Annotated in this window: 22 protein-coding genes and 1 pseudogene; 16 read left to right on the forward strand and 7 right to left on the reverse strand. The window is 68.9% G+C overall.

What is annotated here, in order from left to right:
• Nucleotides 1-21 precede the first annotated feature (21 nt).
• The 7 genes and pseudogenes from mtrA to secA all read left to right on the forward strand — a co-directional run bounded on the left by mtrA (nucleotide 22) and on the right by secA (nucleotide 8,348).
• On the forward strand, nucleotides 22-711 hold the full coding sequence (gene mtrA, locus FHX50_RS01180) for an MtrAB system response regulator MtrA (protein WP_275436560.1): 690 nt from the start codon (nucleotides 22-24) through the stop codon (nucleotides 709-711).
• Nucleotides 683-2,296, forward strand: coding sequence for an MtrAB system histidine kinase MtrB (gene mtrB, locus FHX50_RS01185; protein WP_183373667.1), 1,614 nt, complete (start codon nucleotides 683-685; stop codon nucleotides 2,294-2,296). Before mtrA ends, mtrB begins: the two co-directional genes overlap by 29 nt.
• A gap of 125 nt (nucleotides 2,297-2,421) precedes the next feature.
• Nucleotides 2,422-2,775, forward strand: a pseudogene (locus FHX50_RS01190) (LpqB family beta-propeller domain-containing protein); the annotation flags it as partial.
• Nucleotides 2,776-2,819: 44 nt separating this feature from the next.
• A complete protein-coding gene (locus tag FHX50_RS11965; protein ID WP_343064020.1) occupies nucleotides 2,820-3,635 on the forward strand; it encodes an LpqB family beta-propeller domain-containing protein in 816 nt (271 codons plus the stop codon).
• Nucleotides 3,544-4,398 carry a ComF family protein gene (locus FHX50_RS12420; protein ID WP_425485173.1) on the forward strand — a complete coding sequence of 285 codons (855 nt, stop codon included), beginning with the start codon at nucleotides 3,544-3,546 and terminating at the stop codon, nucleotides 4,396-4,398. The genes FHX50_RS11965 and FHX50_RS12420 overlap by 92 nt, the downstream gene beginning before the upstream one ends.
• A 193-nt stretch (nucleotides 4,399-4,591) precedes the next feature.
• On the forward strand, nucleotides 4,592-5,254 hold the full coding sequence (gene hpf, locus FHX50_RS01200) for a ribosome hibernation-promoting factor, HPF/YfiA family (RefSeq protein WP_183373673.1): 663 nt from the start codon (nucleotides 4,592-4,594) through the stop codon (nucleotides 5,252-5,254).
• Between the two features lie 241 nt (nucleotides 5,255-5,495).
• Entirely contained in the window at nucleotides 5,496-8,348 is a 2,853-nt protein-coding gene (secA, locus tag FHX50_RS01205) for a preprotein translocase subunit SecA (RefSeq protein ID WP_183373682.1), read from the forward strand.
• 100 nt (nucleotides 8,349-8,448) lie between these two features.
• Here the strand turns inward: secA and FHX50_RS01210 are convergent, their stop codons facing one another.
• Both FHX50_RS01210 and FHX50_RS01215 read right to left on the reverse strand, forming a co-directional pair.
• Entirely contained in the window at nucleotides 8,449-8,862 is a 414-nt protein-coding gene (locus tag FHX50_RS01210; RefSeq protein ID WP_183373684.1) for an Rv3235 family protein, read from the reverse strand.
• A gap of 23 nt (nucleotides 8,863-8,885) precedes the next feature.
• Complete coding sequence (locus FHX50_RS01215) at nucleotides 8,886-9,842, reverse strand: LysM peptidoglycan-binding domain-containing protein (protein ID WP_183373687.1); 957 nt, start codon at nucleotides 9,840-9,842, stop codon at nucleotides 8,886-8,888.
• 205 nt (nucleotides 9,843-10,047) lie between these two features.
• On the opposite strand from FHX50_RS01215, the gene FHX50_RS01220 reads away from it, so the two are divergent.
• Nucleotides 10,048-10,632 carry a hypothetical protein gene (locus tag FHX50_RS01220; RefSeq protein WP_183373689.1) on the forward strand — a complete coding sequence of 195 codons (585 nt, stop codon included), beginning with the start codon at nucleotides 10,048-10,050 and terminating at the stop codon, nucleotides 10,630-10,632.
• Here the strand turns inward: FHX50_RS01220 and FHX50_RS01225 are convergent.
• Nucleotides 10,618-10,848 carry a helix-turn-helix domain-containing protein gene (locus FHX50_RS01225; RefSeq protein ID WP_183373691.1) on the reverse strand — a complete coding sequence of 77 codons (231 nt, stop codon included), beginning with the start codon at nucleotides 10,846-10,848 and terminating at the stop codon, nucleotides 10,618-10,620. The two genes, FHX50_RS01220 and FHX50_RS01225, sit on opposite strands and share 15 nt — an antisense overlap.
• A gap of 86 nt (nucleotides 10,849-10,934) precedes the next feature.
• On the opposite strand from FHX50_RS01225, the gene FHX50_RS01230 reads away from it, so the two are divergent.
• Genes FHX50_RS01230 through FHX50_RS01240 form a run of 3 tightly spaced genes read left to right on the forward strand, consistent with a single transcriptional unit; the run spans nucleotide 10,935 to nucleotide 13,523 of the window.
• The gene (locus tag FHX50_RS01230) at nucleotides 10,935-11,855 is read left to right on the forward strand and encodes an SAF domain-containing protein (RefSeq protein ID WP_183373693.1); all 921 of its coding nucleotides are present in this window, start codon (nucleotides 10,935-10,937) and stop codon (nucleotides 11,853-11,855) included.
• Entirely contained in the window at nucleotides 11,855-13,063 is a 1,209-nt protein-coding gene (locus tag FHX50_RS01235; protein WP_183373695.1) for a CpaE/TadZ family protein, read from the forward strand. Before FHX50_RS01230 ends, FHX50_RS01235 begins: the two co-directional genes overlap by 1 nt.
• A 28-nt stretch (nucleotides 13,064-13,091) precedes the next feature.
• Nucleotides 13,092-13,523: a hypothetical protein gene (locus FHX50_RS01240; RefSeq protein WP_183373697.1), complete on the forward strand. Its 432-nt coding sequence runs from the start codon at nucleotides 13,092-13,094 to the stop codon at nucleotides 13,521-13,523.
• A 112-nt stretch (nucleotides 13,524-13,635) separates the two neighbouring features.
• On the opposite strand, the gene FHX50_RS01245 is transcribed toward FHX50_RS01240, so the two are convergent.
• On the reverse strand, nucleotides 13,636-14,142 hold the full coding sequence (locus tag FHX50_RS01245; RefSeq protein WP_183373699.1) for a DUF2505 domain-containing protein: 507 nt from the start codon (nucleotides 14,140-14,142) through the stop codon (nucleotides 13,636-13,638).
• Between the two features lie 211 nt (nucleotides 14,143-14,353).
• Here FHX50_RS01245 and FHX50_RS01250 point away from each other — a divergent pair, with 211 nt between their 5' ends.
• Nucleotides 14,354-15,862: a sensor histidine kinase gene (locus FHX50_RS01250; RefSeq protein WP_183373701.1), complete on the forward strand. Its 1,509-nt coding sequence runs from the start codon at nucleotides 14,354-14,356 to the stop codon at nucleotides 15,860-15,862.
• 123 nt (nucleotides 15,863-15,985) lie between these two features.
• On the opposite strand, the gene FHX50_RS01255 is transcribed toward FHX50_RS01250, so the two are convergent.
• Nucleotides 15,986-16,234, reverse strand: a complete 249-nt coding sequence (locus FHX50_RS01255; protein ID WP_183373703.1) for a WhiB family transcriptional regulator — start codon at nucleotides 16,232-16,234, stop codon at nucleotides 15,986-15,988.
• A 315-nt stretch (nucleotides 16,235-16,549) separates the two neighbouring features.
• Here FHX50_RS01255 and FHX50_RS01260 point away from each other — a divergent pair, with 315 nt between their 5' ends.
• The gene (locus FHX50_RS01260; protein ID WP_183373705.1) at nucleotides 16,550-17,008 is read left to right on the forward strand and encodes a hypothetical protein; all 459 of its coding nucleotides are present in this window, start codon (nucleotides 16,550-16,552) and stop codon (nucleotides 17,006-17,008) included.
• 75 nt (nucleotides 17,009-17,083) lie between these two features.
• On the opposite strand, the gene FHX50_RS01265 is transcribed toward FHX50_RS01260, so the two are convergent.
• On the reverse strand, nucleotides 17,084-17,821 hold the full coding sequence (locus tag FHX50_RS01265) for an SOS response-associated peptidase (RefSeq protein WP_183373707.1): 738 nt from the start codon (nucleotides 17,819-17,821) through the stop codon (nucleotides 17,084-17,086).
• Between the two features lie 13 nt (nucleotides 17,822-17,834).
• Nucleotides 17,835-18,971 carry a YihY/virulence factor BrkB family protein gene (locus FHX50_RS01270; RefSeq protein ID WP_183373709.1) on the reverse strand — a complete coding sequence of 379 codons (1,137 nt, stop codon included), beginning with the start codon at nucleotides 18,969-18,971 and terminating at the stop codon, nucleotides 17,835-17,837.
• Nucleotides 18,972-19,169: 198 nt separating this feature from the next.
• On the opposite strand from FHX50_RS01270, the gene FHX50_RS01275 reads away from it, so the two are divergent.
• From FHX50_RS01275 to FHX50_RS01285, 3 genes are read left to right on the forward strand one after another with little or no spacing between them, the layout of a single operon-like run.
• On the forward strand, nucleotides 19,170-20,387 hold the full coding sequence (locus tag FHX50_RS01275; protein ID WP_183373711.1) for a TadA family conjugal transfer-associated ATPase: 1,218 nt from the start codon (nucleotides 19,170-19,172) through the stop codon (nucleotides 20,385-20,387).
• Entirely contained in the window at nucleotides 20,387-21,259 is an 873-nt protein-coding gene (locus FHX50_RS01280; RefSeq protein WP_183373719.1) for a type II secretion system F family protein, read from the forward strand. Before FHX50_RS01275 ends, FHX50_RS01280 begins: the two co-directional genes overlap by 1 nt.
• On the forward strand, nucleotides 21,256-22,191 hold the full coding sequence (locus tag FHX50_RS01285) for a type II secretion system F family protein (RefSeq protein ID WP_183373728.1): 936 nt from the start codon (nucleotides 21,256-21,258) through the stop codon (nucleotides 22,189-22,191). Before FHX50_RS01280 ends, FHX50_RS01285 begins: the two co-directional genes overlap by 4 nt.
• Nucleotides 22,192-22,237: the final 46 nt, after the last annotated feature.

Genomic DNA, 22,237 nt, shown 5'->3' on the forward strand with positions numbered 1-22,237 from the left:
TTTCCGTCCTCTTCCGGCATAATGGGACCCATGAGCACTTCACCCAAGGTCCTCGTGGTCGATGATGATGCGGCCATCGCCGAGATGGTCTCCATCGTTCTTACCGGCAAGGGGTTCGATGTCACCACCGCAGCGGACGGGAATGAAGCACTCGACGGCTTCGAGGACGGCATGTACGACGTCGTCCTCCTGGACCTGATGCTGCCGGGGACCGACGGCAACGAGATCTGCCGCCGCATGCGCGAGGTCTCCGGTGTTCCCATCATCATGCTGACCGCCCGCAGTGACACGAAGGACATCGTGGAGGGTCTGGAGGCCGGAGCCGACGACTACCTGACGAAGCCGTTCGATCCGGACGAACTGGTCGCCCGCATCCGCGCCCGTGTGCGCCGGCAGGAGGAGCCCGGTCCCGAAACGCTCAAGGTGGCGGACATCGTCATCGATGTGGAGGGCCACCGCGTGTGGCGCGGGGAGGAGCGCCTGCCGCTCACCCCCCTCGAGTTCGACCTCCTCGTGGCGCTGGCGCGCAAGCCGTGGCAGGTGTTCAGCCGCGAGGTCCTGCTGCGCGAAGTGTGGGGCTACCGCCACAGCGCCGATACCCGCCTGGTGAACGTGCATGTGCAGCGACTGCGCGCCAAGATCGAGCTCGACCCGGAGAACCCGCAGATCGTGGTGACGGTTCGTGGTGTCGGATATCGAGCAGGAAAGTAGCGCCCCCCTCGGACGCTCCGGCAGGCGTCACTACCCCCACTGGCCGCTGAGCGTCCGCGTTGCGGTCATCACCCTCGTCCTGTCCACCATCGCGATCACCGCGGTGGGCGGCTACCTCTCCACGGTCATCGCCGACGGACTCTACGATCAGCGCCGCGACCTCGTGTTCGAGCAGACCGAGCTCGCGCGCAGTTCGCTGACCCGAGAACTGCGCAGCTCGGTGGGCAGCAGCCCCGGTGAACGCCAGGACTCGGTCGCCCAGTTCATCCAGTCGCTGCGCACCGAAGAGCACGGCCCGCTTTCGTCAGCGGCGCTGCTGCCGGTGGATGAGGAGTCCACCATGTCCACGATCTCCACGGACCGCGCGGTGATGGACTACGTGGACCCCGAGCTGCGAGGGCAGCTGTCCGGTTCCACCGGGTCGATCGTGCACCGCAACGTGAAGCTGAAGGACGGCACCCCGGGAATGCTGACCGCGGTGCGGATCAGCGTGCCCGGATCGGGATCCTTCGACCTCGTCATGCTGTACTCCTTCGCGGAGGAGCAGAACACGCTCTCGTTCATGCGGCCCGTGCTGCTGACCGGCGGCGCTGTCATCATGCTGCTGCTGCTCGGCATCACCATCATCATTGCGCGCATGCTGAAGACTCCGCTGGGGCGGGTCGCGAACGCCGCTGAGCGCATCGCCGACGGTGACCTCGACTACCGCATCGACGTGCGCGGCGGCGACGAGCTCGCCACCGTGGGCACTAGCTTCAACCGGATGGCGGAGTCCCTGCAGGAGAAGATCACGGACCTCACGGAGCTGTCCCATGTGCAGCACCGCTTCGTCTCCGACGTCTCCCATGAGCTGCGCACCCCGCTGACCACCATCAAGATGGCGGCGTCCGTGCTGGATGCGGAGAAGGACTCGTTCTCCCCGACCATCAGGCGCACCACACAGCTGCTGACCGACCAGGTCAACCGGTTCGACCACATGCTGGCGGACCTGCTGGAGATCTCCCGCCACGACGCGGGAGCCGCGATCCTCGACGAACGCGAGGAGAACCTCAGCGATGTGGCCCGCTCCACGGTAGAGCTGCTGAAGCCGATCGCTGACGAGGCGGATTCGGCGTTCTGCGTGAAGTGGCACAAGGAGCCGATCCTGCTGCAGATGGACTTCCGCCGTATGGAGCGGATCGTCCGCAATCTGCTGGTGAACGCGCTGGAGCACGCGGAGGGCGGCCCGGTGGCGGTGGAGACCGCGTCGAACGAGAAGTGCGCGGCGATCATCGTGCAGGACTTCGGCGTCGGCATCTCCGAGGAGTCCGCGCGCCATGTCTTCTCCCGGTTCTGGCGAGCCGACCCTGCGCGTTCCCGCACGCTCGGCGGTGCCGGCCTCGGCCTGTCGATCGCGGCGGAGGATGCTCACCTGCACGGTGCCTGGCTGGAGGCGTGGGGCCAGGAGGGCCGCGGCGCCGTGTTCCGCCTGACGCTGCCGAAGACTCCGGACGCATCCGTGGACGATTCCCCTCTGGCGCTGCGGCGGTCATGGGAGCTGCCGGACGACGGCGAGTGGGTGGGCACTCCGCGGGAGATCGGATGAGGAGCCGGGGCCTGACCCGCCGCGGCGCGCTCACAGCGTTCGCAGCGGCTGCGTCCGCTTCCGCGGTCGCCCGCCAGTTCCTCACGCCCGAAAAGGCCCGCACGTAGGCGCCGGACACGGAGGTCTTCGTCCATGTTCCCAATGAAGAACCGGTGATCTCGCAGGTCGACACCTCCACCGTGGAGGTGACGCTGACGGCGGTGACCCGCGTGGACTCCTCCGGTGTGCGCACCTGGCTCCTGGATGGGGAGCCGATGCGATACACCCTCCATCTGACCCGGGTCGCCGGACAATGGCGGATCGCGGACCCGCCGGACATGGTGGTCATCTCGCAGGCCACCTTCGACCTTCTGTGGACGCCGGTCAGGATCGCATACCTCGACCCGACCCGCACGACTCTGGTGGGGGATCTGCGCTGGTTCGTCCAGGCCCGCGCTGTGGACCGGGTGGCGCAGGCACTCGGCGGCGCGCCGCTGTGATGGCGGTTCGCGAGAGCGGTGACGGGTACAGCACGCTGTCCCTCGTGCCCGCCTTCGCCAAGGACTGCGTCATCGCACCGGTGGGGTCCCCTCGGTCCTCGACCGCGGCAGCGCTCACGCCGGACCGCCGGACCCTGCTGACGGGGTCGACCGACGGTCGCCTCCAGCGCAGGGAGGCGCTGACCGGGCAGGCGTTGGTGCCCCCATCGGTGGACCAGTTCGGGTGGATCTGGACCGCGGACTCCGAACGTCCCGGTGAACTCCTCGCCGTGAACGAGTCCGGCGGGGCGGAGCATTCGTCTGCGCTGCTGAACCTCGCCGACGGCGACGAGATCTGCAGCGCCTCGTTGGGGCTGGGCTCCACGCAGCTGGCGCTGCTGATCAAACGGGACGGCCGGCTGCTGCTCGGTGAGAGCGCGGTGGTCCGCAGCCGCAAGGGTGATCCGATCGGCCTGTCCACGGTCCAGACGATGCCGCTGCCGGTGAACGGCTCCGGTGAGCTCTGCTGGTACTCCAAGCAGGCGATGATCGTGTTCGTGCCGGCAGCGGAGGGCCAGAGTCCGCAGGCGATCATCTGGGACTCCACGCGGGGCGTGCAGCGGGTTCCGCCGCCGCCTCGCCGCACCCCGGTCCGCGCCTCAGCGCTGTCCACACGTCGAGTCGTCCCCAGAAGGGCCGGCCGCCGCGCGCCGCCGTGCGCGCCGAGCCAGCATGATGCTCATGCATGCCACCACCCACACCGTTCTGCGGTCCCTCGCCGATGTTCTGCTGCCGACGGCCTGCCCCTGCGGTGTCGGCGGGAGGGTGTTGTGCGCGGACTGCGCCGCGGTGCTCGAGATGGGCGCCGAGCGGGTCGATGACCGGCTCGACGCCCTGCAGCTCGCCGTCCCCGATGAGCTCGGTGAGCATCGCGGAGCCGTGTCGTTCAGACCCCGCATGCCGGTGGTGGCGGCGGGGGACTACACGGCCCGACTGCAGGCACTGGTGCTGGCGTTCAAGAACGGTGGCCATTTTGCGCTCGCGGAGCCGTTCGCCCGCAGTCTGCTGGATCCGGCGCGGGAGCTGCTGCGGCACGGTGGTGTGCTGGTGCCGGTGCCCTCGAGCGGGGCGGCGGTGCGCCGACGGGGCGAGCAGCACACGCAGCTCATTGCGGAGGCGCTGGGGGAGTCCCTCCGGACACCGGTGGTGTCGTGCCTGTCGCTGCCGCGGGCGAGCGGGGCGCCCGCGGGGCTGCCGGGAGGTGCGTCGGCTGCGCGCTCGGGTGCTGCCGTGGCAGCACGGTCGGGTGGTGCTGTGGCGGGCCGACGGGTACGGAATCGGCGGGAGCGGCGCCTGTCCGGCGGAATGCGGGTGAGCGGCCGCGCCGTCACCCGCGCGCTCGGATCCTCGCACTTCGCGGCAGAGGCGAGGAGCGCCGCCGACGAGGCGAGAAGTCCGACGACCGGGACATCGCGGAACGCGCCAGGGCGGGGCCCGTCCGTCGTGCTGGTGGATGACGTCGCCACCACCGGAGCAACCCTCGCCGCCGCCGCGGATGCGCTCGAAGCGGCCGGGTGCCGCGTTCTCGGCGCTGTTGTCGTGGCGGCCGCACAGCGCGTCGGGCCAACGTCCGTCAGGCCGTGAATCCTGCTCGCAACGTGCCTGTGACTCTCATGACACTGTCAGTTCGATCGGGGATAATGAAGTCACCGGAAGCCCCGGTGATCGCCGCTAGCGGCGACTGGATCCTCGAGCAGAGTCGGAGGTGATGCGCACCCCACCCTGATCAGGATGCGCACGAGCGCATTCTTCGAGTCTCATCTCTTTGGAGGATTCCATGGACATCAACGTTGCCGGCCGCCACACCGACGTGACGGAGCGCTTCCAGCGCCATATCAACGACAAGCTCGACAAGGTCAACCAGCTCGCCCCGAACGCATCCCGCACGGACGTCGTCGTGATGACCGAGAAGAACCCGCGACTGGCGGACCAGAAGGAGCGGATCGAGCTCACTGTCCACGACAACGGAACCGTCATCCGCTCCGAGGCCAGCGCCGCCGATCAGTACGCCGCCCTCGATCTCGCCTACGACAAGCTCATGGAGCGTCTGCGCCGCCTGCGCGACCGCCGCAAGGATCGCCGCAAGGGCCGCGACCGCGCCCACCAGGTGGAGACCGAGTCCCTGCGCACCATGGGCGAGGACCAGGTCCACATGGATCGGCTCATCGAAGAGCAGAAGGAGCGCACTGCCACCGGCTCCATCGAGGCTGTCGACCCGGAGCCGGACACCGCTGCTGATGCCCCGGAGTCGCCCGTGGTGATCCGCGAGAAGAAGCACAAGGCTGAGCCGATGACCATCGACGACGCCCTGTACCGCATGGAGCTGGTGGGCCACGACTTCTTCCTGTTCGTCGACAAGGACACGAACCACCCGAAGGTCGTGTACCGCCGCAAGGGCTGGAACTACGGCGTCATCGAACTGGACACCGATTCACAGTGAGCGCACGCTCAGCGTGAGCAGGGTCCGGCCATGACCGGCACGCGCATCGGCTCCGCACCCGTCGGCGGATGACCCCGTCGGCCCCGCGCAGTCGAGCGGACCACGACCCGCAGGGCGGGACGCACCACAACGGGCGCGTCCCGCCCGCTCATTGTCTGTAGACTCCAAGGTGGCCCGACTAGCGTGGGCTGGGCCCTTCTCAGGCCGACGACACTGACGTTCAGCAATCCAGGGAGTACGAGTGGCCAGCTTCTTCGAGAAGATCCTGCGAGCAGGCGAAGGCCGTGAGCAGAAGCGTCTGGCGGCGATCGCCGATGATGTGGAGAAGCTCGAAGAGTCGTTCCGCGAGCTCACCGATGACGAGCTGCGTGCGGAGACCGACGCGTTCCGCCAGCGCCTCGAGGACGGCGAGACGCTCGACGACATCATGATCGAGGCGTTCGCCGCGGTTCGAGAAGCAGCCCGCCGAGTCCTCGGCCAGCGCGCGTACCCGGTGCAGCTGATGGGCGGCGCCGCCCTCCACCGCGGCCGCATCGCTGAGATGAAGACCGGTGAGGGCAAGACCCTCGTCGCGACCCTGCCCGCCTACCTCAATGCCCTCGCCGGCAAGGGCGTGCACGTGGTCACCGTCAACGACTACCTCGCCTCCTACCAGAGCGATCTCATGGGCCGCGTGTTCCGCGCCCTCGGCATGAGCACCGGCGTCATCATCGCCGGCCAGACCCCGGCGCAGCGTCGGCGCGAGTACGCCGCGGACATCACCTACGGCACGAACAACGAGTTCGGCTTCGACTACCTGCGCGACAACATGGCTACGAACGCCGAGGACAGGGTCCAGCGCGGCCACTTCTTCGCCATCGTGGATGAGGTCGACTCCATCCTCATCGACGAGGCCCGCACCCCGCTGATCATCTCCGGTCCCGCGTCCGGCGACGTCAACAAGTGGTTCGCCGAGTTCGCACGCGTGGTCAAGACCCTGCGCCGCGATCGTGACTACGAGGTCGACGAGAAGAAGCGCACCGTCGGCGTTCTCGAACCCGGCATCGACCGGGTGGAGGACGAGCTCGGCATCGACAACCTCTACGAGTCGCTCAACACCCCGCTGGTCGGCTTCCTCAACAACGCCATCAAGGCGAAGGAGCTGTTCAAGCGCGATAAGGACTACGTCATCATCGACGGCGAAGTGATGATCGTCGATGAGCACACCGGTCGCATCCTCGCCGGGCGCCGCTACAACGAGGGCGTCCACCAGGCCATTGAGGCGAAGGAGGGTGTGGAGATCAAGGCGGAGAACCAGACCCTCGCCACCATCACCCTGCAGAACTACTTCAAGCTGTACGAGAAGCTCGCCGGTATGACCGGCACCGCTGAGACCGAAGCCGCCGAATTCATGGCGACCTACAAGCTCGGCGTGGTGCCGATCCCCACCAACCTCCCTACCAAGCGTGTGGACGAAGTGGATGAGATCTACCGGACGGAGCGCGGAAAGTTCGCCGCGGTCGTCAACGACATCGTCGAACGCCATAAGACGGGGCAGCCTGTGCTGGTGGGCACCACCAGCGTGGAGAAGTCCGAGCACCTCTCGGAGCTGCTGCGGAAGAAGGGCGTGCCGCACAACGTGCTGAACGCCAAGAACCACGCCAGTGAGGCCGCCACCGTCGCCATGGCGGGTGCGAAGGGCGCCGTCACCGTGGCCACCAATATGGCCGGCCGCGGCACCGACATCATGCTCGGCGGCAACGTCGAGTTCATGGCGCACAAGTCCCTGGAGGACCGCGGCTTGGATGCCGAGGAGAACCCGGAGGAGTACCAGGCGGCCTGGGAGGAGGCGCTGGAGCGCGCCAAGCGCCAGGTGAAGGACGAGGCGGATGAGGTCCGCGACCTCGGCGGACTGTACGTGCTGGGCACGGAGCGCCACGAGTCCCGCCGCATCGACAACCAGCTGCGCGGCCGTTCCGGCCGTCAGGGCGACCCGGGCGAGTCCCGCTTCTACCTGTCGCTGCAGGACGAGCTGGTGCGCCGCTTCGCCGGCCCGGGCGTGGAGCAGATCATGGCGCGCGGCGGCGTGGATGAGGACACGCCGCTGACCGGCCGCCTCGTGTCCGGTGCGATCCAGGGCGCTCAGCGCAAGATCGAGTCGCAGAACTTCGAGATCCGCAAGAACGTGGTGAAGTACGACGATGTCCTCACCAAGCAGCGCGAACGCGTCTACGGCGACCGCAACCGGGTGCTCGACGGTGAGGACATCACCGCGACGATCGACCGTTACCTCGAGGACGTCATCACCACCGCCGTCGCCAACGCGACCGGCAGCCGCAGCGCGGAGGACTTCGAGCTCGACGAACTGTGGGGCTCGCTGAAGTCCCTGTACCCGGTGTCGTTCACCGAAGAGGACCTGATCGACGAGGTCGGCGGCAAGGAGAACCTGACGCGGGAGCGCCTGCGCACGGAGCTGCTGTCCGATATCCGCATCGCGTACGGGAAGCGCGAAGAGGAGCTCGGTTCGGACGCGATGCGTGAGCTGGAGCGCAAGGTGATCCTGCGGGTCATCGACAACCGCTGGCGCGACCACCTCTACGAGATGGACTACCTCAAGGAGGGCATCGGTCTGCGCGCCATGGCGCAGCGCGACCCGCTCGTGGAGTACGGCCGCGAGGGCTTCCTGATGTACCAGGACATGGTGGCGGGCATCAAGGAGGACGTGGTCGGGTACCTGTTCAACCTCAACGTGCAGGTGCAGCGCCAGCCTCTCGTCCCGGATGCGGTGAAGAACCTCCTCGCCAAGAGCGCCGCGACCCTGTCCGCGAACGCCGATTCCGTCGGCGCCTCCGCCGGTGCAGCCGCCGAGGCCGGCTCCGAACCGGTTGCCGACACCGAGAGTGCAGCGTCGGGTGAGGACGCTGAGTTCGAGGATGAGGCGAGCGAGATCCACCTCCACGCCAAGGGTCTGGAGGATTCGGTGAACCCCTCCCAGCTGTCCTACTCCTCCGCGGAGGGCGAGAGCGCCGCGCCGATGTCGCGCGCTGAGCGACGGAAGGCTGAGCGTGAGCAGCGCCGCGCGGAGAAGAAGCAGGCGAAGAGCCGCCGGCGCTGATCTGCATCGTCCGGTGCATTCAGATGCCCCGTCACCGTGAGGTGGCGGGGCATCGCTCGTGCAGGGCGGAATCGAGGGGAGGAGCGGGGACGCCGGCCCCTCAGCCGACGTCCAGGACGACCACCTTCCAGCGTCCGCGGCGCAGCTCCCAGCGCATGACGACCATGCGGCTGCGGTGGGAGTCGCTGATGACGGCGTTCGCTTCGACCGCGGTGTCGGTGACGGCGCAGAAGCGGACCCCGCCCACGCGGATGCGGGCAGCGGTCCTGACTCCCCGCTGAGCGGCGACATCGGCGATCAGCCGCGCCCGCTCATGCAGGCGGCGGCGAACCTCGAGGTCAACGATCTGGTCCAGGCTCGTCAGCGGGCGCTGGCCGAGGATCACTTCAAGCGCGTTGCGCGCGACAGCGGTGACGGCGCGCTCCCCACTGTCGGGGTCGGCGAACGGTCCCGACGGGGCCAGCTGATGGCTGGGACGAGCTGCGGGCGTGGAGGAGATCGGGGCTGTGGACATGATGCGGATTCCTTGTCGTCTCGTCAGTCAGCAGGAGTGATGGTGGGGGCGGCCGCCGAGGGAATGTGCAGCTCATCGCCGGGGTGGATCAGATCCGGATCCTCGATGCGGTTCTCCGGGTCGGCGGCGATCTGCTCCACGAGGGCAGCGATGTCGGCGTCGTCGGCGGAGGGGCCGAGGGTGTGGGAGGCGATCTGCCAGAGGGAGTCGCCCGGGCGGACAGTCGCGGTGGTGCCGGGTGCGGGCGCGTCGGATGCCGGCGCCGGGGTGCGCGACTCAGAAGCGGGCGCCGGCTCGTCAGGAGCAGGTGTCGGTGCTTCAGTGGCGGGTGTCGGATCTTCAGGGGCGCGTGCCGGCTCATCGGTGGACGGTGCCGGCTCATCACTGGCCGGTTCGGGCGCATCGCGCGCGGGCGCGGGTGCCGGCGGCGGTGCATCCGCGGGGGCGTCCGGCGGTGCGCTGGCGGAGTCGTGCTGGGGCGCCCACCCGATCTCGAGGTCGTCCGCGTTCAGATCACCGTCCTCAGCAGAGCCGTCGGCGGAGTCATCCGCTGCGGACTGCTCCGAGGGCGTCGACCAGCCGAACCCACCGGACGGTGCCGGGGCGGGTTCTGCGGCCACAGCCGACACACTGAACGCGACCACGCTGCCCGCCGCGAGTCCGGACCCGACCACAGTCTTGGCGAGTCGTGGAGCAATGACCCGCAGGGCACCGAAGCTGATGCGGCCGGCGGCCGAGCCGGTTCCGAACACGCGGGTCACCGCGATGAGGGCCCACACGAGGGCGAGGTACGCGGCGCAGACTCCCAGCGCAGCCGCTGCAGCGGCCAGGAGCCCAGCAGTGAGCTGCTGGATGCGATCGGACTCGGCGACCAGAGCGCCCTGCGCAAGTGCGAACACTGTGCTGCTGACGCTCAGAACGGCAGCGCCGGCGGATGCGGCGATGGCGGTCCCTCGCCCGTGGTGGTGCTGGTGGTCCATGGGAATCCCCTCTGCGGCGGGTGCCGGTGGGATGCTGCCCCGCGCCGACACCATTCATGCTGTTTGATGCAGTTTGATAAATATTGGTCCTGTTTGGAATGTGATCATGAGGTTAGATCCACATTGAGGGGGTCGCAACCGCTTTGCTAACATTCGTGAAAACTCGTAGGCGGACAGGCCGCCCTCGCCGACACCAGGAGCTGCCGTGGTTGAACCGGCCGGTGACGCACACCAGCCCCGCCGACACCGTCGTCGTCCACCGGGTTCGTCCGTCAGCGGTGACGAGCGTCTGCAGGATGTCGCTGCCCAGCTGCAGCACGCCTCGCAGCTCGATGCGCGCCGCAGCGCCCGTGAACTCGCCCGCCTGGAGCGCGGATCGATCGGGCTCGCTGACCGCTTCGCCGGCAATGGGGGCACTCAGGTGCGGCTCACGCTCATCACTGGGGGAGTGCTCCGCGGCACGGTTGCGGAGGTCGGCGCCGACTGGGTGACGATCTCTGACGGGGACGCAGCGACGCTCGTGCGGATGGATGCAGTCCAGATTGCGACAGGTCTGTCGCAGCGGTCCCGCGGGGCCGACGGGTTCGACCGCCGTTCACTGCGGTCCGTTCTCAGTGACTGGGAGGAGAGCCGGCGGGCCGTTGTGGTCGCAGCCGGGGTGCAGACGCTGCGCGGCAGAATCGCTGCCGTGTGGGCGGATCACCTGGATCTGCGGGGCGATCAGCGCGGTGCGGACCTCCTTGCGATCCCGTTCTCGGCGATCGCGACGGTCGCCTCAGTCAGCAGATGAGGCAGCGGCGGCGCGCTCCTGCGCGATCTCCCACTCCGTCTCCTTGTACTTGCGGGCGATGTACGCCTCCAGTTCGGCCTGCTCCACGCGCCACTGGCCGCGGCCGCCCACTTTGATGGCCCGCAGCTCCCCACTGCGCACGAGCGCATACGCCTGCGAGGCGCTGATGGACAGCTGCTCAGCAACCTCAGACAGGGGGATGAAGCGTGCGGCCATGCTCGAGTCCTTCCGACGCGCGGGGTGGTTCGTGGGTCCTCATCCTCTCACGCACACTGCCGCAGCCGCGCCGTGAACGACCTGTTGTGGACAACCTCGACCAGACGCGCCGCTCCGGCCCGGGACGGTTCCAGCGGCCCGCCCCCGGAGGACACCAGGTCTCAATACGGACACCGTTCATCCACAACCGCCCCACCATGGTGATGCTCGGCCTAGCGTGGACGAACAGTCCCGTCACCGTCGACCCAGGATTCGTTATGAGCATCTTCTCCCGCCGTCCCTCCGCCGCGCAGAACCGCGATTCCGAAGGGGCTGAGCAGACCCGCTCGCCCGACCCCGTCGGCCCCGCCGTCCTCGCACCAGGGCGGGCTCCAGTGCGCGCCATGCGCCTGCGCCGCCCCCGTGCACGCGATCCTCGCCTGCTCACCGGAATCGCCCTGGTGCTCATCAGCGTGCTCGCCGGAGCCGGCATCCTCACTGCAGCCACCCGCACCACCACCGTCCTGGTGGCCACCACCGACATCGCCGAAGGGCAGAAGATCGACCCCTCCGCGTTCCGGCAGGTCGAGGTCAGCCTCGGCGACAGCTCCAGCAGCTACGCCGTCTCCGCCGATCAGATCCCCGCGGGGGCGCTCGCCGCCACCCGCATCGAACAGGGCGAGCTGCTGCCCGTCTCCGCCATCGGGCAGAGCGAGGAGAGCACCCTGCGGCCCATCGCCGTTCCCATCGAGTCCGGCGCCGCTGCCGGCCTGCAGTCCGGTGACGTGGTCGAAGTGTGGACCGCCGCCAGTGCCAAGGAGGGCGCCGAGGCCAGCACCAAGGGCGCGCACATGCTGGTGGACCGCGCCCAGGTGCGGTCCGTCAGCAGCGGCAGCTCCCTGAGCATGCAGAAGGCCACGGTCGAGGTGCTCGTCCCAGCGGACTCCGTCGCCGAAGTGCTCGAAGCCATCGACCGCGACGACTCGATGTTCGCCATCGAAGTCCTCGGCGGCACGGAGGTCGGCTGATGATCGACCTCGTCCTCCTCGCCTCCGGCGCGGACGAACTGCGCATCGTCCATGCCTTCGCCACCGAACTGCCCGACCGGGTGCGGGTCGTGCGCCGCTGCGCGGAACTCACCGAAGCCCTCGCCGCTGTCAGCGCCGGGGTGGCCGACGCGGTCCTCGTGGACTGCGACGTCGACGGCCTTGACCGCTCCAGCGTCGCGCAGCTGATGGCCGGCGGCACCGCCGTGATCGGTCTCGACGGAGGGACGCGGCGCGCCCCTGCGGACCTCGGCATCACCTGGGGGATCGACCCTGCCGCCGATGTCGAGCAGATGTACTCCACGATCCTCGAGGCCGTCGCCGGCGCCGATGACGCGGACGCATGGACCACGGACGAACCTGTGGATGAGCCGCGCGGACGCATCATCACGGTCTGGGGGCCCGCCGGGGCACCGGGACGCTCCACCATCGCCGCGAACATCGCCGGGGAGCTCGCCCGTGCCGGACGACGCACCATTCTGGTGGACGCCGACACTGACGCCCCCTGCCAGTCCCAGCTGCTGGGGGTGGTCGACGAGGTGCCCGGGCTCGTCACCGCAGCACGGCTCGCCACCTCGTCCCAGTTGACGGCCGACGCGCTGCACCGCATCGTGCCGGAGATCGAACCGAACCTGCGCCTGCTGTCCGGCATCGGTGTGCCGAGCCGGTGGGCGGAGGTGGAGCCGTCGGCGCTGACCGCGGTGCTGGCGGCGCTGGCGCGCGAGGCCGACGCCGTCGTGGTCGACATCGCCGCCGGCCTGGAAGACGACGACGCCCTGGCCGACTCGCTCATCTCCTGCCGCGACGGAGCCGCCATTTCGGCGCTCGCGGAGGCCGACGAAGTGATCGGAGTGTGCGCCGCTGACCCCGTGTCCATCACCCGGTTCGTCCGCGAAGTCGGGCCGCTGCAGGCGATCACCTCGGCTCCCGTGCATGTCATCATCAACGGCACCGACCGCGCCGCCCCCGAGTCGCAGCTGCAGGCGGCGATTGCGCAGCGGTTCACCCCCGCCGGCATCACCACTGTCCCGAGGGACCCGCTGGTCATGAGGCGCGCACTGTGGGACGGTGCTCTGCTGGCCGAGGCCGCGCCGCGCTCAGCCGTCCGGCGGGCTCTGCAGCGGGCCGCCGAGGCGGCAGTGGAGCGCATCGATCAGCACTGGAGGCAGGCCGCCGCGGTTCCCGCGTAGAATCGTGGCGTCGTCAACAGGAGGTCCCGTGCGCATCTTCGTTCCGCTTTCCGCCGCCCCCGACTCCGCACCCGTGATCGCCGCCGGCACGCTCGTGTGGGGCGTGGACCCCAGCATCGCGAAGGACGTCACCGCTGACGAGGCGGAGCAGCTCGATCTCGATGCCGTCCAGGAGGCCGTCCTCGTCACCGCGCACGGCGCCACCGGCGCCGCCGCGCACACACGCGTGGTCATCGCCGCCGTGGATGTGCCCGATGACGCCGCACCCGCCGAGGCGGGGGACAACGGAGACCATGCCCGGCGGCTCACCGCCGACGAGCCGGTCCGCATCCGTGCCCTGCACGTCAGCGAACTCACCGCGGCGGAGGCCCTCGCCGACGAGTTCGCCCCGGACGTGCTCTGGTTCGACCCCTCGGAGACGGCGGAGGCGTTCGCCTACGCCAGCGGCGCGGGCGACTGACGCCACCTGACCGAGACCGCCCGGCCGGCGACGGCCCGGCAGACGGTGGCCCGGTGGAGGCATCCGGTCGGCGCAGCGCCGGTCGTCCGATCACTCCACGGGCTGGGCCCGGTCAGTCCTCCCGCTCCGCGAAGTAGCGCTGCGCCGCGCGCTGCTCCACGCCGAACACCTGCGCCACGTACGGCTCCGCCGCCTTTTCGATCCGCTTGCCGACCAGCGGCACCTGCGCGCTCAGCTCTCCGGTCACCGTCAGCACCGAGCCTCCGGCCGACGGCTCCAGACGGTAGTGGGCGCTGACGACCGCAGGCGTGCCCTTCACCGTGATCTCGGCACGGCCCTCACGCCGGCCGTCCGCACCGGCGGCCTCCCAGGTCTGCGCCTCGTGAACGGTGACGGAGGAGCCGATCACCGACTGCACCATCTGCGGGGCGCGATCGGTGGGCATCGCAAACTCGGTCGTCGTGGTGAAGCCGGCCTCCGGGGTGCCGTTGACGTACGCGGTCGCCCAGTCAGCGGTCAGTTCCTGCTTCCGGATCTCGGCGTACTGGGGGTCGGCGTACATCGCGGCGACGGCCTCCGGCGATTGGGAGAACTCGATGGTCTCATTGAACGGCAGCATGGGGAACCTCCGGGTCGTGTCGGGCCGCCCCGGCCACGTGCCGCAGCGGGGCGGCAGTCAGGCGGGGAGCGGTGTTCGGCTGGAGCCTACCGGTCTGCGCAGGCCGAGCGCTGGGAGCCGTGACCCCGTCGGCCCTGAACTCAGCCGGCCCTGATCTCAGCCGGCCCGGTGCCGCGCCCGGCCCCGGAGGTGCGGGCGGTAGGCTCAGACCATGCCCACAGCACTGTCGAAGTTCTTCAACGCCGATTCCGAATCCGAGCAGACGGGCGCGCAGTGGCTGCAGCTCGTGCTGGGGGACTGGCAGGTGGTCGCCGACCTCATGGGCGCTGACCTCGTCCTGTGGATCCGCCGCGACATCGGCGGGAAGGACACCATGGTGGCCGTGGGTCACACGCGGCCCGGCAACGGCACCACCGTGTACTACGACGACCCCGTCGGCAACCGCTACGCCCCTGCGGACTGGCCCCAGATGGCCGACGCGTTCGAGAGCTCCACGGTCTCCACCCAGGAGTGGACCGTGGAGCGGGACGAGCGCACCGCATCGGTGATGTTCGCCCCCGTCTGCACCGGCGGAGAGATCATCGCCCTGCTGTCCGTTGAGTCCTTCACCTCGTTCCAGACGGGCCACCTGGGCACCACCGAAGCGGAGATGCGACGACTCGGCATGCGCCTGCTGGTGATGCTGAGTGAGGGGTCCTTCCCGATCCTCGGCGCTCCGGTGCCGCCTCGCCGCGGCGCGCCGCGCGTGCAGGACGGCCTGGTGTCCCTCGACGCCTCTGGACGGGTGCTGTGGTGCTCCCCGAACGCGCTGTCCGCATTCCACCGCTTCGGCATCGACGGTGACCTGACGGGGGAGTCCCTCGCCGAACACGCCACCGACATGCTGCGTTCCCGCGCTGCCGTGGACGAATCGCTGCCCCTCGTGCTGATGGGCCGAGCAGCCTGGCGCGCCGATATGCAGGGCCGCGGCAGCACGCTCTCGCTGCGCGCCGTCCCGCTGAAGCAGGGCGACACGCGCATCGGGGCGATCCTCCTGGTGCGCGATGTGACCGAGCTGCGCCGCCGCGAACGCGAACTGATGACCCGCGATGCCACGATCCGCGAGGTGCACCACCGCGTGAAGAACAACCTGCAGACTGTGGCCGCGCTGCTGCGGCTGCAGTCGCGTCGCATGAAGTCGGAGGAGGCGAAGGAGGCGCTGCTGGAGGCGATGCGCCGCGTCTCCACGATCGCGCTGGTGCACGAGTCGCTGCTGCAGGGCAGTGAGGAGACCGTGTTCTTCGACGACATCATCGACCGATGCCTGCGCCTTGCGGTGGACGCCGCGGCGGCAACAGTCTCAGCGCCCAGTGCGGACGGCGGTGCTCACGGTCCCGCCACTGTGCGCACGGAGCGCCGCGGCAAGGTCGGGGTGATCCGCGCGGAGGAGGCGACGCCGCTGGCCCTGGTGGTGACGGAACTGGCGATGAACGCGGTGGAGCACGGTCTCGCCCGCTCCGGCGGCACCCTGGAGGTCGTGGTGGAGCGCACCGGTTCCCACCTGAAGATCCATGTGGACGATGACGGCGCGGGGATGGCCGGCAAGCCAGATGGTCTCGGCACCACCATCGCCCAGAACCTCGTGGAGGGGGAGCTGGGCGGGGTGCTGTCCTGGCAGAACCGTCCGGATGCGGGCACCCGCGCCACCATCGAGGTGTACCTGGATCCCGTGATCGTCTGATCTGCTGCTTCTGTGACCGTGTGATCGCCTGCTGCGGTGACGGTCTGACCCCGGACGCAGAGAAGCCCGCTGATCGTGCTGATCAGCGGGCTCCTCTGCAGGCGGCGGGCCGCCTGGTGGATGTCAGCTCGCGCGACGGGCGCGTGCGTTGCGGCGCTTGAGGGAGCGGCGCTCGTCCTCCGACAGGCCGCCCCAGACGCCGGCGTCCTGGCCGGTCTCCAGAGCGAACTTGAGGCAGACGTTCATGACCTCGCAGCGCTGGCAGACGGCTTTCGCCTCCTGGATCTGGGTGATCGCCGGCCCCGTGTTTCCAATGGGGAAGAACAGTTCCGGATCCTCGGTGAGGCATGCCGCGCGGTGGCGCCAGTCCATCGTCACTCTCTCTTTCTCAGACCGCAGGAGAAGCGCCGGGCGGCGGCTCCCTGCGGCATTCTTTGCCGAGCAGGCTTACTGGTTCGCATCGGTTCCGCTGGCGGCGGGGCTCCGAGGGAGCATCCCGCTGCCGGTTCCTCCGCAGTGACGCGGTGAAACAGGCGGATGTGCATCAATTGTTCCCCGTCCCGGCGCCGCTCACAAGGGTCTATGTCGCGAAGGTGCCGTAATGCTTCCCACACCGCCTCGTCCGCGGTTGGGCACCTCGGCCCGGTGGGCTCCGAGGCCGACGGGACCGGCGATACAGTTGGCCCTATGACCGCTTCTGATCGCTCCCGCACCCGCGCGTCCGCGTCCCGTTCTCCTGTCGACAGCGAGGGGCAGGGCCTCGAGGGGCGGCCGGAGCGCCTCCGGGTGGTCGGTGCGTCACTGCTGGTGCTGGAGGCGGTCCTGCTGCTGGGCACCGCCGTGTTCGCGGTCTTGAACCTCCGCACAGAGGCCGACGGGATCCCCACCGTGGCGTTCGGTCTGGCGGTGGTGCTGACGGTCTTCGCGGCACTGCTGGTCCTGGCGGCGGTGTCGCTGCTGCGCCGCGGCCGGTACGGCGTGTCCTACGGCATCACCTGGCAGCTGTTCCAGGCGCTGATCGGTGCGTCCATGTTCAAGGCGGCGATGCTGGCGCCCGCCGTGGTGGTCACGGTCCTGGCGGTCGCCGTGTTCATAATCCTGCTGAAGCCGCAGTGCCGTCCGGACCGCCAGGGCCTGGACGGCTGAGAGCTCACCGGCAGCCAGGCGGGTGAGGGCTCCGTCGCCCCCCTTCGGCTGAGGCTCTGGGCTCGTGCTGGGGGCTCACACGGGATCCATCAGGTGCGGGCCCTGCGCCTGCACATTCCCCACCGCCGGGTCCACCGCGTACACCTCGAGGTCGCCGTTGGGCACGCGCGGCGCCTGCGTGTTGATCCAGTCATGGGCTTCGCGCCCGGTTTCGAAGGAGTCCTGCTTCAGCCATTCCTTCGCACCGTCGCGGGTGAGGATGACGGGGATCCGCGAGTGGATCTGGGCCATGGAGCCCTCTGCTTCGGCAGTGATGATGGTGGCGGTCAGCAGCCATTCGCCGTCGTCGTAGGCGGCAGGGCCCTCGTTCTTCCCTTCGCCCTTCCACCAGGCGACGAGGCCGGCCATCAGCATCGGCCGGTGATCGGCGCGGCGGATCATGTTCGCCTGTTTGCGCTTCTGCCCCTCCACGGGCGTCCACTCGTAGTACCCGCTGACGGGAATGATCGCCCGCCGCGACTTCAGACTGCCGCGGAACGAGGGCTTGTCGGCGAGGGATTCGGCGCGCGCGTTGAACGTCTTGGACGAGAACGCTTCGTCCTTCGCAAACGGCGGCAGCAGGCCCCAGCGTGCAATGCGCAGGGCCCGCACCAGTTCGCCGGTGTCGCGGTCGACGGATTCGGTGACGATGTGGATCGGCGCCGTGGGCGGGATGTTGAACCGGGAGGTGAGGGCCCCGTCGGTCAGGTCCACTGCATCGAGGTCATCGACGAGGGCGTCGATCTCCTGATGGAAGGCGAAGCGTCCGCACACGGCGCCGGTCTCCTCAGTTCTCCGGTTCGGCGGCGGTGGAGCCCTCGGTCACCTGGTGACCGGGGAAGCGACCGCCCTTGCTGGTCTCCGGGGCGTTGCGCATGTTCTCCAGGCGCAGGTCGCGGGCTTCGTCCACGAGCTTCTCGTGCTTCTTGTCCGCCTTGGTCGGGGTGTCCTCGCCGCGCTTCTCCAGCGGGAAGTCGTCCTCAGCGGCGTGACCGGCAGCGAGCTCCTTCGCGCGCTCGTACTCCGCATCGAACACGGCGCCGAGGATCAGCACAATGTTGATCACCCAGAGCGCGAACAGCACAGCCATGACACCACCGATGGCGCCGTAGCTGGAGTAGCTGCCGGCGGTGGCCATGTAGATGGACAGGGCGACCACGGCCAGGGCGATGCCGATGATGGCGAAGATGCCGCCGGGGGAGACGGGGCGGTAGGGGCGCTTCAGGTTCGGAGCGGCCCAGTACAGCAGCGACACGATGGCGAACAGCAGCACCAGGATGACCGGCCACTTCACCCACGCCCAGATCGGCATGAAGGTGCCGGACAGGAAGGTGAAGGTGTCGGTCATGCCGATCGCCTTGAAGATCGGTCCGAGGAGGGAGTCGATCAGGCCCTGGCTGAGCAGCAGGGAGGCGAGCGCGACCAGGGCGCCGACCACGACGACCACGGTGACGAGGTACATGGACCCGGCGAGCTTCACGAAGCCGCGGGTCTCCTCCACGTTGTAGATGTCGTTGGAGACGCGTGAGAACGCCTTGACGAACGCCGAGGCGGACCAGAGCGCGATCAGGATGCCGAGGATCAGAGCGACCGTGCCTCCGGAGCTGGAGGACATCAGGCTGTCGAGAGTGGAGTCGATCGCCGGCCCCACCTCCGTGCCGGAGCCCACACCGGAGGTCATGATCATGTCCTTGATGGCCTTGGCGACCTCCTCCTTGTAGCCCTTGAGCAGGAGAGCGGTCAGCGAGAACACGGCCACGAGCGCCGGCGCGATGGCGAGGACCGTGTAGTAGGTGAGGGAAGCGGCGAGGTCGGTGCTGCCGGTTCGGGTGAATTCGGGAAGAGTGCGCTTGGCTGCGTACTTCCATTCGGACGAGGACAGGCGGACCTTCTTCCCGTCCTCAGCGGCGGAGTTCTTGGCCATGGGGGATGCCTCCATTGTGGTGTCGATCCAGATCATCGTAGCGATTCGGAGCCCGTCGGCCCTGGAGCGCGGGCGGCCTGTCGTGATCATTCCGTGATCTTCATGCCCGAAACGTTATCCACAAGAAGTCCGAATCCTGCCCGATCCTTCGCGCAGTCTGGTTATGTGGATCACAGTCGATTCAACGAGGAGTGGCCTGTGGACGCCGTTGCCATCATCGAAGCGGAATCACGCGACAGCATCCGCATGCGGGGGATCGAGACCGGATCGGACGCCCTCGAAGCCCTGATCCGCGAAGTGTTCGCGGACTACGAAGCCCGCGCAGCCCGCGGGGAAGTGCCGACCGTGCGCGATCCCGAATCGGTCGTCTCCGATGTCGCGGCCCGCATCGGCGGCTTCGGCCCCCTCCAGCCGTTCCTCGACGACCCCACCGTCGAAGAGATCTGGATCAACTCCCCAACGGAGGTGTTCGTCAGCCGCCTCGGCGTCGCCGAACTGACCCCGTTGGTGCTGTCCGACTCCCAGGTCCGCGGCCTGGTGGAGCGCATGCTCGCCTCCTCAGGTCGCCGCATCGACCTCTCCACCCCGTTCGTGGACGCCCTCCTGCCGGACGGATCCCGCCTCCATGCCGTCATCCCGCACGTCACCCGGCAGCACATCAGCGTCAACATCCGAAAGTTCATCGCCCGTGCGCACAGCCTCAGCGATCTCGTTCAGCTCGGCACTCTCACGGACCAGGCGGCCCGGTTCCTCGACGCCGCTGTCAAAGCCGGCCTGAACATCCTCGTCTCCGGCAGCACCAGCGCAGGCAAGACCACCACGTTGAACTGTCTGGGAGCAGCCGTCCGTCCCCGCGAGCGCGTCATCACCATCGAAGAGGTCTTCGAGCTCGACATCCGGGTGCGCGATGTGGTGGCGATGCAGACCCGTCAGGCGAGCCTGGAGGGCACGGGCGAGATCAGCATGCGCCGCCTTGTGAAGGAGACCCTGCGGATGAGGCCGGACCGCATCATCGTCGGCGAAGTGCGCGAAGCGGAATCGCTGGACATGCTCATCGCCCTCAACTCCGGCCTGCCCGGCATGGCCAGCATCCACGCCAACTCGGCTCGCGACGCGATCGGAAAGCTCTGCACGCTGCCTCTGCTGGCTGGGGAGAACGTTGCGGGCGGCTTCGTGATCCCCACCGTTGCATCCGCCATCGACCTGGTGGTTCACCAGGACCTGATGCCCGACGGGCGCCGCCGCATCCGTGAGATCGCGGCCGTGCCGGGACGCGTGGAGGAGGGCGTAGTGGAGATCGAGAAGATCTTCGAGACCCGCGATGGTCGGCTGATCCGGGCCGACGGGTTCCCGCCTCACCGGGACCGCTTCGCACGAGCGGGGCAAGACCTCGGCGAACTGCTGGGGGCCGCCTGATGGCAGTGAAGGGAATCATCCTCGGAGCAGTGCTCGGCATGGGGGCGCTGCTGATCTTCATGTCCGCATGGGAGGACGAGCGCAGCCCCAAGCGGCGCGCCCGCAGCCGCGCGGCGCAGCGCCTCAGCGACGACCTGACGCGGATCGGCCTGCTGCGAGTGGAGCCGATCCACCTCGCGGCGGTGTCGGTCCTGCTCGCCGGCCTCGTCTTCCTCATCGCTCTCGGAGCGACCACTGCCATGGTGCCGAGCATCGCCGCTGGCGCGCTCGCCCTCACCGCACCCATCGCGATCGTGCGGATGCTGGCGCAGAAGCGGCGGGACTCCTTGAAGGACGTGTGGCCGGATCTGATCGAGCACGTGAACTCCGCTGTCCGGGCGGGAATGTCGCTGCCGGAGGCGCTGGCACAGCTCGCCGAGCACGGCCCGGAGCCGTTGCGCGACAGCTTCTCCGACTTCGCCCGCGACTATCAGGCGACTGGTGACTTCGGGCACTGCCTGGACCGGTTGAAGATGCGCCTCGCCGACCCCGTCGGTGACCGCATTGTGGAGGCCCTGCGGATCACGCGGGATGTGGGCGGCACGGACCTCGGCGCGCTGCTGCGCACACTCGCCCAGTTCCTCCGTGATGACGCCCGAGTCCGCTCCGAACTCGAAGCCCGACAGAGTTGGACCGTGAACGGTGCTCGGCTCGCTCTCGTGGCGCCGTGGGCGGTCCTCGCCATGATGGTGATGCGCCCCGAAGCCGCCGAGGCGTACGACACTCCGGCCGGGGCGGCACTGATCGCCGGGGGAGCGGTGGTCAGCATTGCTGCCTATCGCCTGATGGTCCGCATCGGACGCCTCCCGCACGACCAGAGGACGCTCGCATGAGCCCCGCGGTCCTCGGCGCGGTCATCGGTGCAGCCTTCGGGGTGGGCAGCGTGCTCGTGCTCCTGCACAATCCGTGGACACGGCCGCGCGCGGTGCACCGTCGCATCGACCCGTACGTTCGCCGCAGTCAGCGCCGCGGAGGCTTCGCCGCCTACGAGCACGCCCTGTCCTCCCACCCGTTCCTGCGCCGCAACATCCTGCCGCCGGTCCGGTCGGCGGCGCGGCTCACAGCCCGCTGGTTCGGTTCGGAGGAGGAGATCACCCGTCGGCTCCGCCTGGCGGGCCGCGAGGACTCCGCCGACGCCTTCCGCGCCGAACAGGCACTGTGGGCGGTCGCCGCATTCACGGTGGCGCTGATCTCGGCGATCCTGCTCATCACCCTGCGTGACGCGGGTGCTGTCCCGATGCTGATCCTCGTGCTCGTGATGACCGTCCTCGGTGCCCTCGCCCGCGACAAATGGCTGTCCATGCAGATCCAGAGGCGATCCGAGCAGCTCGCCCGGGAGTTCCCCACGGTCGCGGACCTGCTCGCGCTCGCGGTCGCTGCCGGTGAGGGCACGGTCGCCGCTATGGAACGGGTCAGTCGAACAACGACCGGGCCGCTCGCGCACGAGCTCGGCCGGACCGTGGCGGATATCCGCGCCGGCGCGACAGTGGAGGACGCGTTCCGACAGCTGGGGCGGCGCACCTCCTTGGAGACCATCACCCGGTTCACCGACGGCGTCACCGTTGCGATCGAACGCGGTACGCCGCTGGCGGATGTGCTGCGCGCTCAGGCGCAGGACGCCCGCGACGCCGGACGCCGCGACCTGATGGAGACAGCGGGCAAGCGCGAGATCTGGATGCTGATTCCCGTTGTGTTCCTGCTGATGCCGATGGTCATCGTGTTCGCCATCTTCCCCGGCCTGTCCGTCCTTTCCATTTCCCTGTGACCTGAACCGGTCCCCTCCGTCCTCAATCACTCAAACGAACTAAGGA

This window comes from Helcobacillus massiliensis (assembly GCF_014191425.1).
Lineage (GTDB): Bacteria > Actinomycetota > Actinomycetes > Actinomycetales > Dermabacteraceae > Helcobacillus > Helcobacillus massiliensis.